Source organism: Pseudomonas sp. SL4(2022), from assembly GCF_026625725.1.
Classification (GTDB): Bacteria; Pseudomonadota; Gammaproteobacteria; order Pseudomonadales; family Pseudomonadaceae; genus Aquipseudomonas.
Window position 1 is genome coordinate 1,885,167 of record NZ_CP113060.1, and the last position, 15,307, is coordinate 1,900,473.

At 61.1% G+C, this 15,307-nt stretch carries 13 protein-coding genes and 1 pseudogene; all 14 read right to left on the reverse strand.

Going from position 1 to position 15,307, the window contains the following annotated elements:
- The 14 genes and pseudogenes from tssK to OU997_RS09105 all read right to left on the reverse strand — a co-directional run bounded on the left by tssK (position 1) and on the right by OU997_RS09105 (position 15,296).
- Positions 1-1,332 carry a type VI secretion system baseplate subunit TssK gene (gene tssK, locus OU997_RS09045; protein ID WP_108487146.1) on the reverse strand — a complete coding sequence of 444 codons (1,332 nt, stop codon included), beginning with the start codon at positions 1,330-1,332 and terminating at the stop codon, positions 1-3.
- A 3-nt stretch (positions 1,333-1,335) separates the two neighbouring features.
- On the reverse strand, positions 1,336-1,818 hold the full coding sequence (tssJ, locus tag OU997_RS09050; RefSeq protein WP_108487145.1) for a type VI secretion system lipoprotein TssJ: 483 nt from the start codon (positions 1,816-1,818) through the stop codon (positions 1,336-1,338).
- Between the two features lie 5 nt (positions 1,819-1,823).
- The gene (gene tagH, locus OU997_RS09055; protein WP_267809704.1) at positions 1,824-3,020 is read right to left on the reverse strand and encodes a type VI secretion system-associated FHA domain protein TagH; all 1,197 of its coding nucleotides are present in this window, start codon (positions 3,018-3,020) and stop codon (positions 1,824-1,826) included.
- Positions 3,021-3,039: 19 nt separating this feature from the next.
- Positions 3,040-3,174, reverse strand: coding sequence for a type VI secretion protein (locus OU997_RS09060; RefSeq protein WP_108487143.1), 135 nt, complete (start codon positions 3,172-3,174; stop codon positions 3,040-3,042).
- 44 nt (positions 3,175-3,218) lie between these two features.
- Positions 3,219-4,346 (reverse strand): type VI immunity family protein, encoded by a 1,128-nt coding sequence (locus OU997_RS09065; RefSeq protein ID WP_267809705.1) that lies wholly within the window; start codon positions 4,344-4,346, stop codon positions 3,219-3,221.
- Between the two features lie 10 nt (positions 4,347-4,356).
- Positions 4,357-4,617 (reverse strand): hypothetical protein, encoded by a 261-nt coding sequence (locus OU997_RS09070; protein WP_267809706.1) that lies wholly within the window; start codon positions 4,615-4,617, stop codon positions 4,357-4,359.
- A complete protein-coding gene (locus tag OU997_RS09075) occupies positions 4,614-6,821 on the reverse strand; it encodes a type VI secretion system tip protein VgrG (RefSeq protein WP_267809880.1) in 2,208 nt (735 codons plus the stop codon). Before OU997_RS09075 ends, OU997_RS09070 begins: the two co-directional genes overlap by 4 nt.
- Positions 6,822-7,013: 192 nt before the next feature.
- Positions 7,014-7,472 (reverse strand): annotated as a pseudogene (locus OU997_RS20870) (putative adhesin); the annotation flags it as partial.
- A 103-nt stretch (positions 7,473-7,575) separates the two neighbouring features.
- Positions 7,576-9,087, reverse strand: coding sequence for a sigma-54 interaction domain-containing protein (locus OU997_RS09080; RefSeq protein WP_267809881.1), 1,512 nt, complete (start codon positions 9,085-9,087; stop codon positions 7,576-7,578).
- 10 nt (positions 9,088-9,097) lie between these two features.
- A complete protein-coding gene (gene tssH, locus OU997_RS09085) occupies positions 9,098-11,707 on the reverse strand; it encodes a type VI secretion system ATPase TssH (RefSeq protein WP_267809707.1) in 2,610 nt (869 codons plus the stop codon).
- Between the two features lie 5 nt (positions 11,708-11,712).
- The gene (gene tssG, locus OU997_RS09090) at positions 11,713-12,720 is read right to left on the reverse strand and encodes a type VI secretion system baseplate subunit TssG (RefSeq protein ID WP_267809708.1); all 1,008 of its coding nucleotides are present in this window, start codon (positions 12,718-12,720) and stop codon (positions 11,713-11,715) included.
- Complete coding sequence (gene tssF / locus OU997_RS09095) at positions 12,684-14,474, reverse strand: type VI secretion system baseplate subunit TssF (RefSeq protein ID WP_267809709.1); 1,791 nt, start codon at positions 14,472-14,474, stop codon at positions 12,684-12,686. The genes tssG and tssF overlap by 37 nt, the downstream gene beginning before the upstream one ends.
- Positions 14,475-14,476: 2 nt before the next feature.
- Positions 14,477-14,902 carry a hypothetical protein gene (locus OU997_RS09100; protein WP_267809710.1) on the reverse strand — a complete coding sequence of 142 codons (426 nt, stop codon included), beginning with the start codon at positions 14,900-14,902 and terminating at the stop codon, positions 14,477-14,479.
- 4 nt (positions 14,903-14,906) lie between these two features.
- Positions 14,907-15,296 carry a hypothetical protein gene (locus OU997_RS09105; protein WP_108487136.1) on the reverse strand — a complete coding sequence of 130 codons (390 nt, stop codon included), beginning with the start codon at positions 15,294-15,296 and terminating at the stop codon, positions 14,907-14,909.
- Positions 15,297-15,307: the final 11 nt, after the last annotated feature.

Sequence of the window (15,307 nt, forward strand, 5' to 3'; positions counted from 1 at the left end):
TCAGTTCCTGATCGCCCAGAATTTCATCTCAAGTCCGGAGAACTCGCCGGACACGTGGAAAGCGAAGCCGCCTGAGCGTTCCAGCTGCGCCAGTTCTTCGGAGCCCAGTTCCAGGGCGAAATAGGTCTTGCCCGAGTGGAAGGGGATCTGCCGCGGTGCCACCGGCATGGGTTTGACCTTGATGCCGGGCAGGTGCAGGTTGACCAGTTGGCGAATCTGCTCCACCGGTCCGACCTTGAGGTGAGCGGGCAGGCGCTGGCGCAGCTCTTCCGAGTCGCACTGGGCGCTGGCGGCGAGGACGAAGGTGGAGGTGGCGAGCAGCTTGTGATCGTGCAGCGGCGATACCTGAATGCCGTACTGACGTTGCTGCAGGAGCATCTCGATGGCGTGCTGTTCCAGCACCATCGACAGCACCTGGCGGATCGCATCCATCAGTTTGCGGAAGCTCACGCCCTGGTCGCTGTGCAGGTAGCGGCTGTCCAGACGCGGGCGTTTGATCTCGCTGGAGAAGGTCGCCAGCTCGCCGAGCAGGCCGAGCAATTCGCGGTAGATCTGCTCCGGATGCACCTGCTCGATGCCGAGGTAATGGCGCAGCACCGGCTCGAAGCGGTTGATCAGTTGCAGCATCATAAAGTCGCCGACTTCCGCGCCGCCGACCTTGCCGGTGGCGCGAATGCGTTCGGCCAGAATGTCGCCCCGGTGGGCGAGCATGCTGATCACTTCCTTGAGGCAGCTGAGCAGGTAGCCGGACGCCTGGAAGTTGACGTAGGTCGGAATAAATTCCGGGTCGATGCTGATCACCCCGTCCGGGGTGGTGTCGAGCACGTCGCACAGCTGCAGTTTGACGTAGGCCTGGTCGCTCTGTTGCTCGCCGAGCAGCAGGCGGAAGTTCGGCCGGCCACAGCTGACCTGGCTGGCGGCGCTGTCGCCGGCGTTGGAGTCGGTCACTTCCTCATCAAAGGCAACAAAACGCGCGAGCACGTCCTGCTGCTCCGGGCGGCGGCTCTCGATATGGTTGCCGGTGACCAGCGGCAGCGCCAGGTACACCGGGGTGTTGCCGGTGTTTGGCGGTACGTCGAGAGCCAGCGGCTCGCGCTCGGCACCGATGTCGAACAGGGTGCCATCGGGCAGGATGCCGCTGGCCTTGCTCACCACCAGTTTGCCCATATTGAGAAACTGACGGTCGATCTCCAGCTCGAAAAACCCCCAGGCGTAGCTGTCGAGCTTCTGCGTGCGGGTTTTCAGCTGGTAGTCGTAGTAACGGTCGTTCTGCTGGAAGTGCTGCGGGCGCAGCAGCATGCCTTCCTGCCAGACCACTTTATGCATGGCCATGGCTTATTCCTCTTCCTTGCGGGTGTCGTCCTGGGTCTTGATGCCCAATGCATCGAGGGTCAGCACGCTGCTATTACGTTCCTTTTCCTGCAGTGGAATCACCACGCGCCAGTTGCTTTCCGGCAGGTCGCGGTAGGCCGCCAGCACGCCGACATAGCGGCTGCCCGGTTGTACCGAGAGCTTCATTTCGCGTTGCTCGCCGGGGCGCAGCTCCAGCTCTTCGAGCACCACCATATCCGGTGACAGGGCTTCTTTCGGGCGCTGATAGAGCGAGAAGAAATCGGCCGTTTCAAAGGCTACCGGGTGCTTCAGCTCGATCAGACGCAGGACGATTGGCGAAGGACGGCCATTGAGGTCCGGGTTGAGCTCATCGCTGCCGTTGAGGGTCAGGTCGAGCTTGGTCATATCCGAATAGGGCGAGAGTGCGGCGCAACCGGTGAGGCTGAGCAGGGCGGCCAACAGGGCCAGGCAGGTGAAACGGTGCATGGAGATCATCCTTGAACATCGGTGTTGAGGGTGGCGATCAGGCGAACCTGTTCTTCGTAGGTGTGGGCGAAGTCGCGGGCGAACAGGCGGTCGCTCCAGTCGTCGTTCTGCTTCCAGGCACTGTGCAAGCGACGGTAGGCGCGCCAGCGGCTGCCAGCGGTGGCGATCAGCGGCTTGCGGCCTTCACGCTCGAAACGCAGGCTCAGCTGTTCCGGCGACAGTTGCTCGAACATGCCTTTGACGGCCGCGCGGCTGGCGGCGAGTAGCGCCACCTGGTGCGCTTGCAGGTCACGGAAGCTGCGGCTGATGGTCTGCTCGGCGCTCAGTTGCCCGGCCTTGCCGCCACGCAGCAGGGCGCTCAGCGCTTCGCTGCTGTCGGCGGTGTGCTTGAGCGGGTTATTGCCGGCGCTTTGCACGGTGGTCAGGGCCAGACGCAGTTCGTTCTTCAGCTCGCTGCGGGTGCGCAGACTTTGCTGCAGGCTGCCGATGCTCTGCTTGAGCAGCTTGGCGCTGTGAATGGCCAGGGCTTCGCGGGCATCGTCATCGAGGTCATCCAGCTTGACCCCGAGGGCCTCGGAGAATTTTTCCCAGAAGGTCGGCGGCAGACGCACCGGTTCCGGTGCACGCTTGGGCTGCGGTTCAGGCGTGGGCATGACCAACGCCGGCACCAGCAGGTTTTCTTCATCAATCTGCGCATAGTCGCGCTGCTGAGCCTGCACGTTATGCGGGCGCAGAATCGCCGTCAGGTCATCGACCTCGGCATACACGCGCTCCTGCTGGTCGATGGCGGTCAGCGGGTCGAGGTCGAGAAAGGCATCGTCCGGGATGATGCTGCCGGCCGGCTGGGCACGGCCGATATCGCCGGCAAACATGGCCGGGTCCTGAATCAGCCGCGCGCGCAGCTCGAAATCGCCAAAGCAATACACGCTGCCATGCTCAATGCGCTGGGCCTCGCCCTTGCGCAGGCTGGCACCGCTGTCTTTCAACTGAATGCCATTGCTGCTGGTGTCGGTCAGGTAGAAGGCACCATTGCGATAGCTCACCTCGGCATGTCGACTGGACAGCACACGTTTGCGATCCGGAATCACCCAGTCGCATTCCTCCGCCCGACCAATAATGCCGCCAGCCTGCTTGAAGGTTTTGGTGGTCAATAGACCTGGCACGAACTGCTGTGCACTGACCACATCGAAGACCAGTTCCATGGTTGTTAGCTCCTTGCGGTCAGTTGCCGCGTTTCACTGCTTGCGGTTCGCCGAGTGGGCGGTATTCGTCATCGTTGAACTTGTAATTGCCGCTGCAGGCGGTGAGGCACAGGGCTAGGGCGAGCAGGGCGGTTGGGTAATAACGTTTCAGCATCAGTTGCTCTTCTCTTTTAAGTGCGAAAGGTGGGTAAGCAGATATCAGGCATGGTCTTCGCCGGACCAATACCAAAGCGTCGCGCCCCAATTGGAGTCATCAATGGCAGGCATGATTTCGCCCTGCCGGAAATGACGACGAGAGTTGGGCTGGGCGGGAGTAAACCAGAAGCCTTCGTGCGAGCAGGGTTGCCCGGCGAGAATGCTCGATGGCATGTCTTTTCCGCTTTCTTGGTCGAAGCGGGCATACCAGCGGAGAGTACTTTCCTGATCGAAGCAGTCGCCGTAGGGGGAATAGCTGTGCAACTGATCGGGGTTTGGAATGCGTACCGGCTTGACCACCTTATTGACTGCAACGTAGGCCACTGGGAGGCCATCTTCGGAGGCTCCCAGCTCTGGATACTGCCCGGCACGAATGATGAGACCGTTGTTGTAGGGCTGAATCTGGATATCGCCGCGGCCGCTTAATGCATGGTAGATGGCACTTTCGCCACCCAAGCGTTCGACGTAGGTATTACCTAGCACGGTGAACCAGTTAACACCTTTTATGTGTTTCTGAAGCCCTAACGTGTCGGCAAAAGGTGCGGAGTCGACCATCAGGCCGGAGTACTGCTGTGCCAGTTGATATTCTGTTGGCATATAACTGTCGTAATCATTGGGTAGGGAGCTAGAAAGACCACCATATCCATGCTCCGCGTTAACTTGACTACACAAATAGGTTATCCATTGCTGGTACCTATCAAAAAAATCTTCTTTATCAAGACAGAACCAAGGAAAGCTTACCTTTATATATGAAAGTATTTTATCGCCATGAACCTCAAATGAATTCATGGCAGATATGCAATAAGCTGGAGCGTCACTAACGCCATTGGAACTGCTCAAGCTCCAGTAATATTGCTCGTTCGGTTCAGTTGCGAGTATTTGCTCAATTGTTTTTTTGAAATTGGTATCAGTTAGTTTTTTGTCGCGTTTATAGACTTGCCATTTAAGATGAAATTTAAAATCTTCATAAAAGCGCTCGAAGCACTCCATCACCTTTTGCTTGCTTTCAGTTGTATATCCCTCCTTGAAGTAAAGAGTGATGATCAACCCAAGCTTGACCACCGATGTGCCGTCTGGAAGTTCAAATTCCAAGTTCGGAGCCTGCTCTTTTAATTTATCTAATGTACTCATTGGATATCTCTCAACCTGCGGTCAGGGCGCCGGCAGCTGCGCCTGCCCCCAAAATACTGGCCAACCAGGCCCATGACAGTTGTGCCAGACGAACCAAAACAAGAAGTCCAGAAATGATTGCCGCAGGAACACCTGCAGCGACTAAAGCTCCGGCAATCACAAAAGCCACTACCACTGTGCCAACGGCAATGCCGACATTGATCAGTACTTGCATCCAGTCGATCTTGCCGAGCAACCTTGTGGGGTCTGCGGTTGTATAACAGCCATTCATTCGCCCTCCGCGTTGGCGTTTTTGTAGTCCAGGGTCATGTCTTTGGGGGCTTTTTCACCGGCAAGGAACAGCGGCTCCTGCTGTTCGACTTGGCGCTGCGGGGTTAATAATTCGACTTCGGTGGGCTCTGCACTGTGGGTCAGGAAGGTTTTGCCTTCGTGGTCTGAGTACCCAGCTTGGCGTGAGCCATCTGCGCGTTTGAGGGTGTATGGAACGCCAACCAATGGTTCCCCGGTTTCTTCATCAAGGAGCACATAACGGGCGCGATGGCTGCGGTGCGCACGCTCCAACAGATTGCCCGCTTTATCCGCATCCGCCGCGCCCGGAATAGTGGGCGACAGAATCGCGATGCCTGAGCCTTTGCCCGGGCCACCCCCCGAGTTGATCTTGACCGTCGCACCGCTAAGCGTGACGCCGCCCGGATCAAGCTTGAGGAAGCTGCCGCCACCCGAGGCGGTGAGTTCCATGCCGGCGTCGATCACTACTTTGCTGCCGGCGTAGTAGTGGATTTCGTTGCCGGCTTCGACGAACTGGCCGACGCCGACTTTCACATGCTGTTTCTGCCCGACGGTGAGGTGGTCGTTGCTGCGGGTTTCCACCTTGCGGTCGGCGTGGGTGGTGCGGTGTTCTTCGGCGAGAAACTGGCTGTAGCTATTGGCTTCGACGGTGTCGTGGCGCTCGTTGCCGACGCGGATTTTCTGGTCGTGTTCGATGTTTTCGTCCCAGTCGCGCTGGGCGTGCAGGTAGATCTGTTCGACGCCTTTCTTGTCTTCGATGCGCAGCTCGTTGTAGCCACCACCGCCTGGGCTGCTCAAGGTTTTGAACAGGCTGCGGGTCTTGTTCGCCGGCAGCGCGTAGGGCACGACGTGGGCGGCGTGGTACAGGCAGCCGGTGACCAGCGGCTGGTCGGGATCGCCTTCGAGGAAGGTCACCAGCACTTCCATGCCGATGCGCGGGATGGCGATAGCGCCGTAGCCATCGCCGGCCCAGCTGGAGGACACGCGCAGCCAGCAGCTGGTTTTATCGTTCGCTTGGCCTTCGCGGTCCCAATGAAATTGCACTTTGACGCGGCCGTAAGGGTCGCAGTGGATCTCTTCACCCGCAGGACCGGTGACCACGGCAGTCTGGCTGCCGAGCACCTTGGGTTTCGGGTGCTTCAGCGCTGGGCGATGCAGCACATCCCAGGGCGTGGCGCTGAAGCGGTTGCGGTAGCCCTGCTGGAAACCATCTTTGTTGTGGGTGTCGCTGGTGATGGACTCTTCCAGCACTTGCGGCTGTTTGCCTTCGTGGTGGATTTCCGTCAGCAGCCAGAGTTGGTTCCAGTCCTTACGCGGATGCGCGCTTAGGTTGAGAAAGTGGCCGCTGACCAGCAGCGGCTGATCGCTTTCACCGTTGGCCAGTTCATAGTCGCTGCGGTGGCGTTCCAGGTTGCGTTTGGCCAGGTGCTTACCGTGCTCGCGCTCGACAAAACGACCGGGGTAGTCGTAGTCCTCGAGGTCGGGCTGGAACTCGCTGTTGAAGGCCGCTTCCATCAGCAGTTTGGGTTTTTCGAAGTTGTAGTCGCGGCGGGTGACGCGGTTGCTGCGGGTTTCCAGGCGCAGGGCGAAGCGCTTGATCACCGGCTCGTCGGCGACCAGGCCGCTGTCCTGCTGGTACGCAGTGGGCGCCAGTTTCGGGAACACCGTCTGGTCATCGCCGAAGACCAGCACATGGCCTTGTTCGCTGTGCTGGAAGTGGTAGTGAATGCCTTCTTCCTCGCACAGGCGCTGGATAAAGTGCAGGTCGCTTTCGTCGTACTGCACGCAGTATTCGCGCTCCGGGTAGACGCTGGGGCCGAACTGGAATGTGTAGGCATTGCGCTGAATGCCGTGCTCTTCGAGCACCTGGCTGATGATCTTTTCCACGCTCAGGTGCTGGAAGATGCGCTGATTGATGCGGTGCGCCAGGTAAGCCAGCTGCGGGCGCAGGGTGATGTGGTAGCGGGTCATGCGCTTGCCGGAATCACCCTGGGCGACGCGGTAGACCAGGCCATGCACTCCCCCACCATCTGGGGTAAAGGCAAGAAATGCGGGCTGGTGCAGCAGGCTTTCCAGATCGAGATCGGGGCGCTCGCTGATCAGTTCCAGCTCGAATACGAACGGCTGGCTGATGGCTTCACGGCCGGTAAATTCGAGCACCTGCAAGTCGTGGCTGAGGCCCGCCATGCTCAGGTTGAAGCGTTGCGGCGTCAGCGCCGTTGCTCGGCGGGTGGCTTGGCTGCTCAGTGCACTGATGGCTGTCGTTGCGCCGAGGCCGGCACTGGCAAGCGGGGTAAGCGCAGTGGCGGGCGGCAGGCTGATAACCCGAGGTGCTACGTGAGTCTCGGGGGAAACGGCGAAGAGAAAGTTACGGCAGAACACGCAATGAATTTCATCGTACTGCAGGCCGTGTTTGTTCAGCTCACTGAAGACATCGCTCAAGGCGATGGTGCTGTTTTGTAGCAATAAGGCCGGATGCTTGCGGTTGCGCACCGTGAGGATATCGGTGCCGACAATTTTGACCGAGTAGGCAATGCTCGAGTAATGGTCATCACTGTATTTGGAGACGAGGTAGTTGCGGGTGGATTCTCCCGGGCCTTTCTGTTCGTGTGGCTTCACTTCGCCGCGCATGACGCTGGCCAAGCCGGGGTCTTCCAAGGTCTTGCCATCGGGCCCGTAGAACACCAGCGATGTATTGGCCGGCACGTTGAGGTGCATACCAGGCACATAGGCACCGTGGCTGGTGATGATCAGCTTTTTGCTGGGCTGGCCTGGGGCTTTCTGGAACAGGTAGAAGTGTTCGCCAAGCGCGGTTGCATTCGCTGGAGTGGGTTTCATGCGCAGGCTCCTGCACGGCCACAACGCATGTGGGCACACCGAGTGCGGGTGAGGTTTACGTCACGCGAGTGGGTGGCGTTGAACATGCTCTTCTCCTTAAGCCTTACACGTCAGCCGGGCTGATATTCAGCCGCTGCATGCGGTACAGCAGGGTGCGGCGCGGCAGGCCGAGTTCGCAGGCGGCGCTGGTCTGGTTGCCACGGTTCTTGCGCAGGCAGTCGAGCAGCAGGCTGCGTTCAACACGTTCCATGCGCTCACGCAGGTTCATGCCTGGCGTCTCGTTGCTGCCGGCCTGGCGCAGGTCGAAATGTTCCGGCAGCAGTTCACCGCCTTCGCACAGCAGTACGGCACGCTCGACCAAACCTTTGAGTTCGCGCACGTTGCCGGGGAAGGGGTAGCGGGCCAGGTGATCAAGGGTGCTGTCGGCCCAGCGGCATTGATTGCGCTGCAGCAGTGAGCTGGCCTTGTCGGCGAAGTAGCGCGCCAGGGTGAGGATGTCCTGATCGCGCTCACGCAGGGCCGGCAGTTCGATGGGGAACTGCGCCAGGCGATAGAACAGGTCCTCGCGGAAACGACCTTCTTCCACCAGGTTGCGCAGGTTGTGGTGGGTGGCGGCGACGATGCGCACATCGACGGTGTGCGTGGCAGTGGAGCCCAGCGGGCGTACTTCGCCTTCCTGCAAGACGCGCAACAGCTTGGCTTGCAGGCTCAGCGGCATATCACCGATTTCATCGAGGAACAGCGTGCCGCCGTTGGCCGCATCGAACAGGCCCTGATGGTCGCGGTCGGCGCCGCTGAAGGCGCCTTTGCGGTAGCCGAACAGTTCGCTTTCCAGCAGGTTTTCCGGCAGCGAGGCGCAGTTCTGCACGACAAAGGCTTTGCTGCGGCGGAAACCACAATCGTGGATGGCGCGGGCCACCAGCTCCTTGCCGGTGCCGGTTTCGCCCGCCAGCAAAACGCTGACCGGGTTGTGCAGCACCTTGCTGATCAGCTGATAGACGCTGCGCATTGCCGGGCTGTCGCCAATCAGGCCATAGCCGCTGGCGCAGGGCGTGCTGACCACGGCAACTGGTTGTTCGCTGTGCGATGAACGCAGGCGCTGCAGCAGGTGCAGTTGGGCGACAACAAAACTGCCCAGCTGACCGAGCGAGTCAGCGAAGCCCTGCAGCTCACGTGCGCGTTGGCTGGCAATCAGCAGCAGGCCGGTGACGCCTTTGTGCTCATCCAGCAGCGGCTGGCACAGCAGGCTGCGCCAGGGCTGTTGCGCCTCGGGGAGGAAGCCGGTCTGGTGCAGGTTGCGGTCCAGCTCATTGAGGCTGAGCGTCTGGTTCTGGCACAGGCAGTACTGCAGCAGCTGTTCGCCGTCGTAGTCGCTGGACAGGCTGGCGTCCGCGCGCGGTTGCAGCAGGCCGTCCTGCCATTCGGCGGACAGGGTCAGGCGTGTGTGCGTATCGTCGAGCAGGTACAGCTGGCTCAATTCGCTGCCCGACAGCTGCGCGGCGCTTTCCACCAGGCCGCCGAGCAGGGCGTCACTGTTGGCCGCGCGCGCCAGCGTGGCGAAGCGTTGCAACAGTGCTTCGGCATAACGCAGCGGCTGCGGCACCTGGCTGAACATCAGCGACACGTTAAGCGAACTCACAGACCACCGTCCCTTCGCCGTCCAGGGTGGCGTGCACGCGTTGCAGGCTTTCACCGCTGGCCATGGCGTCGAGCAGGCGGTCGACCACCAGCGGTTGCAGGTGCTGGTCGATCAGGTGATCGATCAGGCGTGCGCCGCTGTCGCTGTGGCTGCAGCGCTCGGCGAGATTTTCCAGCAGCGCCGGGCAATGGCTGAACTGCAGCTGACGGCGTTGCAGGCGCTCGCCAAAGCGCGCGAGTTTGAGGCCGACCAGCTCGTTGAGCACCTCGCCACTGATCGGGTAGTACGGCACCACGCGCATACGGCCGAGCAGCGCCGGCTTGAAGTGCTGAGTCAGGGTCGGGCGAATCGCTTGCTCTAGGTCATCCGCTGTCGGGCGTTGGCCGTTCTGGCAGAGGTTGGCGATACGCTCGCTGGCCAGGTTGCTGGTCATCAAAATCAGCGTATTGCGGAAGTTGATCTCACGGCCTTCACCGTCGTTGGCCACGCCCTTGTCGAAGATCTGATAGAAGACGTTCATCACGTCCGGATCGGCTTTTTCCACTTCATCGAGCAGCACCACCGAGTAAGGCTTCTGCCGCACGGCTTCGGTGAGCATGCCGCCTTCGCCATAACCGACGTAGCCGGGTGGTGCGCCGATCAGCCGGGAAACCGTGTGCTTCTCCTGGAACTCGGACATGTTGATGGTGGTGAGGAAACGCTCGCCGCCGTACAGCAGATCGGCCAGGGCCAGTGCGGTTTCGGTTTTACCGACGCCGCTGGGGCCGACCAGCAGGAATACCCCGACCGGCGCATCGGCACGATTGAGGCCGGCGGCGCTGGCGCGCATGGAGCGGTCCAGCGCGGCGATGGCTTGCGCCTGACCGCGTACACGCAGGCCGAGGTCGCGGGCGAAGGTCAGCACCTTGCTGTTGTGTTCGCGGGCCAGCTGGCTCAGTGGCACGCCGGTCCAGTGGCTGATCACTTCGGCCACCAGGCGCGGGCAGACTTCAAAACTGACCAGGCGCTCATTCACCTGAGCGCTGGCCAGCTCGGCTTGTACGGCGCGCAGTTCGCCTTCCAGTTGCTCCAGCTGTACGGCCTGGCCGTCGCTGTTCTCGGCTTCGGTAGGGTTTTGGCGCAGGCTGGCGCACTGCTTGCGCAATTCCAGCAGGTGTTCGGCCAGTTCACGCTGCACCGCCCAACGGGTTTCGATCTGCTCCAGTTCGGCGCGGGCCTGGCTCAGGCGTGCTTCGAGTTGTTCCAGGCTTTCACTGTCGATGTGCAGGCCGGCTTCCATATCCCGGCTCATGGCCTCGCTCTGCCGCTCACCTTCGGCGATCTCGCCACGCAGGCGCTCCAGCGTTTCCGGGGCGGCGGCCAGGCTGATGCGCACGCGGGCGCAGGCGGTGTCGAGGACATCGACGGCTTTGTCCGGCAGTTGGCGGCCAGCCAGGTAGCGCGCGGACAGCTCGGCGGCGGCGACCACGGCGTCGTCACGCAGGTAGATGCCGTGGCTTTTCTCGTAAACAGGCGCCAGGCCACGCAGGATGGTCACGGCTTCATCGACGGTTGGCTCATGCAGTTGCACCGGCTGGAAGCGGCGGGCCAGGGCCGGGTCCTTCTCGAAGTACTTCTTGTATTCGCTCCAGGTGGTGGCGGCGATGGTGCGCAGCTCGCCACGGGCCAGGGCGGGCTTGAGCAGGTTGGCGGCATCGCCACTGCCGGCTTGGCCACCCGCACCGATCAGGGTGTGGGCTTCGTCGATGAACAAAATGATCGGCTTGGGCGAGGCTTTGACTTCATCGATCACGCCCTGCAAACGGCGCTCGAATTCACCTTTGACGCTGGCGCCGGCTTGCAGCAGGCCCAGGTCCAGGCACAGCAGCTCAACACCCTTGAGCGCGGCCGGCACTTCACCGGCGGCGATGCGCAGGGCCAGGCCTTCGACGATGGCGGTCTTGCCGACACCGGCTTCGCCGACCACGATTGGGTTGCTTTTGCGCCGGCGCGCGAGGATGTCGATCATCTGACGGATTGCGCCGTCGCGGCACAGCACCGGGTCGAGCTTGCCGTCACAGGCCTGCTGGGTGAAGTTGTGGGTGAAGCGCGAGAGGTTGGATTCGCCACCGGCTGCGGGTTTGCCGGCGGCGGTTGGTTGCTGCTGGGCCAGGGCGAATTCGCGCAGGCGCTCGGCATTCAGCTTGGCCAGCAGTGGCTGATAGTGGCTGCCGGCGTAACGCATCGGATTGCGCAGCAGGGCGAGGATCAGTGCGGCTTCATCGACCTGGCTCTGGCCGAGTTCCAGGCTGGCGACCAATAGGGCGTCCTGCAGCCATTGCACCAGTTCGGTGGCAAATACCGGGTTGCGCGATTCGTTGTGTTCGCCACGCGGTTGCAGGGCGCGGGCCAGCTCGCCGGCGTCTACGTCGGCATCCTGCAGGGCGCGGGGCAGCAAGCCTTCCGGGCGCTCAAGCAGGCCGAGCAACAGGTCTTCCACCAGAATCTTGCTGCCGCCGCGCACCACGCAACGCTCGGCAGCGGTTTCCAGGTCCTGCTTGCTGGCCGCGTCGAGGGCTTGCACCAGCTGCTGTAAATCGACGTTGATCATTTCCATCTTCCTTAATGAGCTTGGCTGCCGAGGGTGACCACGCCGTCGGCGTTGTCACGCCCCAGCCAAGTGGTCCAGCCCAGCAGGCAGGGGTTGTCCGCGCCGAGGCGCAATTCGCGTATGTCGTCCTGGCGCAGTTCCAGGCGGATGTCGTAATCCAGTGGGTCGCGCAGGGTGAAGCGCACCAGCGCGCAGAGCGGTTGGTAGCCGCTGCCGATGGGCAGAAATTCATGGAAGCGCTCCCAGTTCAGCTGCTGCACGTGAATGCGGAATTTGCCGCCGCGATCACGCACGAATTCGCCAAGCACCAGGCTCTCGCCCAACTGGCTGTTGGCCAGACCGAGGCGGTTGCGCTGCTCGCCAAGGATCTCCACCTGACGCTCCAGGCACTGCTCGATATGCAGGTCGGCGTGTTTGAAGTAGTAGCGCAGCACCGACTCGATCAGCGCCGCCGAGTGGGCGCGCAGGCTGAGCAGGCCGAGGTAGGGCAGCAGGCGTTTCCAGTTCAACTCGGAGGCGCTGCGAATGGTTTCACCGCCCAGGCCGATCAGGGCAAACAGGTGGGCGGAGAACGGGTCGATCGCACCGCTCTGGAAACGTGTGTGGTAGCGGTATTTCTGCCAGGTGGGCAGTAGCAGACGCTGCAGGCGGTTGTTGAACAGGTCGAGGAAATCCCGCGTTGGGTTGCCGTCTTCACTGTCGCCCAGCGCCTGTTCACCGTAGAACGCTGGCAGCGGCGAGCCGGCGCCAAACAGGCTGACCAGGTTGATGCGCAGGCGCGCGCGCAGCTCGCCGTGCTCTTCGAAAAAATGCACGCGATCGATATCGCTACCGGGGAACCCCATGCTCGGGTTGGCCTGCAGTTCCAGTCGCTGATACAGCGCTTCCTCATCCAATTCAGGATGAGCAGCCTGCAAGCGTTCCAGCACCAGCTGCACACCCTGAAACAGGCTGTACTCGCGGATGCCCCGGCTAAGCCGGTTTAGAGCAGGGGCTGTTGCCCCATGCGCGGCGTCCATTGGTACACCTCTCCCTGTGTGCTCTGTACGCGCAGCTCGTGGTACGAGTTCAAGCTGGCATACAGGGCGAAAAATTCATTGAGTACGGTGGCGAAGAGGAACAGGTCACCCTCGCCGACATAACCCTCGGGGTTGATCGTCAATTGCGTGCGTACACCACGCACCGGCAAGCCACGGTGCAGGCGGTCGACATGCTGGTGGCTGATGCTTTTCAGGCCGTCGAGCAGGCGCTTGCTGACCTTCTCCGCGTGCTGGTCGTAGTAGCGCGGCAGGTCGTAGGTTTCCAGGATCACCTTGAGCGCGTCGACGTTGGCCAGCGACAGGTAGTTCAGCGACATATTGCTGATCAGCTTCCACAGAAAATCGCGGTGCAGCGGCGGCGCGTAGCTCGGCGTAACCGCGCTGATATTGCGGAAGGTGAGGAACTCCGGGGTGTCCTCACTGGGCATGCAGATATCACCGAGGCCCAGCTGGCGCGGCAGGTTCTGGTTGGTGCAGGTCAGCTCGATGGACAGCGTTTCGTGCTGATCGAGGTTGCGCAGGCCGAAGCTCAGGTAGGTTTCCAGGCCGTCGCCGAGCAGCGAAGGTTGCTGGCGCACGCTGTAGTGCGGGCGCGCCAGCGGCACGTCGAAACTGGCGTCATGCTCAAAGGATTCGAACGGCACGTACTCTTCGTAACCCTTGCCGCCGGGCTTCCAGCCGGTGACGCGATCCACCGAGAACACCCCGCAATGCTCGGAGTCGAGCTCCGAGGGCAGCAGCAGGTACTGGTCCTGCTTGCCGTCGAGGCGAATCGGGATGGCGTCATGGGCAAACAGGTTGACCACCGGCGTGCAGTACAGGCGCACGTTATCCAGGGTCGGGCGGATACGTTGCACGCCGGCCTTGTGAATATCGAAACGCAGCTCGATGCCGCGCGCCTGTTTGAGCACGTCTTCGGGCACGCGCTTGAGCACATCCAGGCCGAGCAGGTCGACAAACAGGAACTTGTCCTGGAAGGCGAAGTATTCCTGCAGGTAGCGGTACCCGCGGAAGGTGTTCAGCGGGTAGGGGATCAGCGCCTGATCTTCGGCAAAACCCACCGGCTGCACACTGTTGGCCGGCAGTTGCAGCGGCAGCAATGGGCGCTCATCCGCGCCCTGCAACGGCTTGCCTGCGGCGTTCAGCAATACCAGCTGCACACCGCCGAGGTGGCGCAGCAGGCTCAGGTACAGCAACTGGCTGATATAGCGCTCACCGGACAGGTGCAGACGCAACTGCTTGAGGTCGAGATCACCCAGATGGCCATCGGCACTCATCGCCAGACGCAGGCTGAGCAGCGCACCGTCACCCTTGACCGAGTAATCCAGGCCATTCAGCGCCAGCGGCAGCACCTCGGTGGTGAAGGCGGTGCGGAAACGGCAGGTCACGCCCTGGATCGGTTTGGATTCCACCGGCGTATGCCGTGGCACCAGCAAGGCACCGCCCGGACGCTTGAGCGGGTCGAACTGCAGCATGCTGAACGCTGGCAGCGGGCGCATATAGTTCGGCCACAGCAGGTGCATCAGCGAGTGAGTCAGTTCCGGCAACTCGTCATCGAGCTTCTGCCGCAGCCGCCCAGTCAGAAAGGCAAAACCTTCCAGCAGGCGCTCGACATCCGGGTCACGCCCGGCCTGGCCCAAAAACGGCGCCAACGCCGGGCTGCGCTCGGCAAAGCGCTTGCCGAGCTGGCGCAGGGCGGTGAGTTCGCTCTGGTAGTAGTGGTTAAAAGACACGATCAATCCTTGATTCGTTGGCTGTCGGATGGTTTCCGTTCAGGAGCGAGCCGTGTCGTCATATAGATGGCTGCCAAAGTCAGCCCGCCTGACAAACCGGCGAAGAACAATGCACGTATCGGATGTTGAGGTAGCAAATAGGTGAGGTTCGCGATAACCAGTGCACTTGTAAGGGCAATTTTTACTTTCATGCTGGTTGTCAGGGCGATCAGGGCATTAGCCAAGACAAAGGCCGCGAAAATCAGTTGCACCGCCAAACCTATAGCCACTCCCCTAGATAGTGGAGGGCCAAATAGAGTGGTGTAGACCTGAAACCCCAGGCTGGTCGCTAGCGGGAAAAGCAGGCATGCCAAAGTGTGGCAAGCCATGGCAGTAATTCTTTGCCGTTTAATCTCTTCGACACTGCGGATGTGTTGATAGAAGTACATCGCGTCAGTTCTCGACAACTTGGTAAGGGGTATTGCTGATGAACAGGTTCAGCCAACTGTCTTGCCAGTCCGGCACGCCAATCTCGAAGGTCTTCTGCTGCTTGTCGAAGTCGAACCAAATAATGCCTACGGTTCTGTCATCTTCGTGCGAACGCATGTCCGTGTAGTGCTTGTCGTAGAGCGGCGTACGGAAGGTGGAGTCCGGTGCCTGGGTGTCGATGACGCGTATGTAGGCAAGATCGCACCAAGGTCCGAGCCAAGGTGCCAGCAACACGGTCTGCAAAATGAATCTTCCCGAAGGGCTGGGTTTTGAGTACTGCGCCTCCTGAGTGATGGCGATGTGAATCGTTCCGAAAAGCAGGAGCAAGAGTGATATTGGCAGCAGCAGGGCCATAGATACTTTTC